The organism is Zwartia panacis (assembly GCF_030410395.1).
Taxonomy (GTDB): Bacteria; Pseudomonadota; Gammaproteobacteria; order Burkholderiales; family Burkholderiaceae_B; genus Zwartia; species Zwartia panacis.
The window spans coordinates 1-255 of the sequence record NZ_JAUHHF010000051.1 but is presented as its reverse complement, the minus strand read 5'-3'; the positions used below and the strand labels follow the sequence as shown (position 1 = coordinate 255).

Annotated in this window: 1 protein-coding gene; it reads right to left on the bottom strand. The window is 49.0% G+C overall.

The window, feature by feature from the left end; all coding sequences use genetic code 11:
* On the bottom strand, positions 1 to 255 hold a 255-nt coding region (locus QWY30_RS15905; RefSeq protein WP_290242676.1), incomplete at both ends, for a hypothetical protein.

Sequence of the window (255 nt, the reverse complement as noted above, 5' to 3'; positions counted from 1 at the left end):
GTTTTCATTCAAATAGAAAAAGGGAATCTCGACATCGCCAGAACCATAAAGCACGATCTGACGGATTGCCTCGGGCAAGCTTTCCCAGCTCGCCTCAATATCGAACTCATAGTGTGTCGATAAGCTCCACAGCATTGAAAACGTGAAGGCATTGCGTTTATCCCAGCCTCTGATCGCACCGGAACCAAGACTGAGCTCTGGAAAGGCCACCACACGTTTGGGATCAAAAAAGCCCACATGTCCCAAACCGTCACA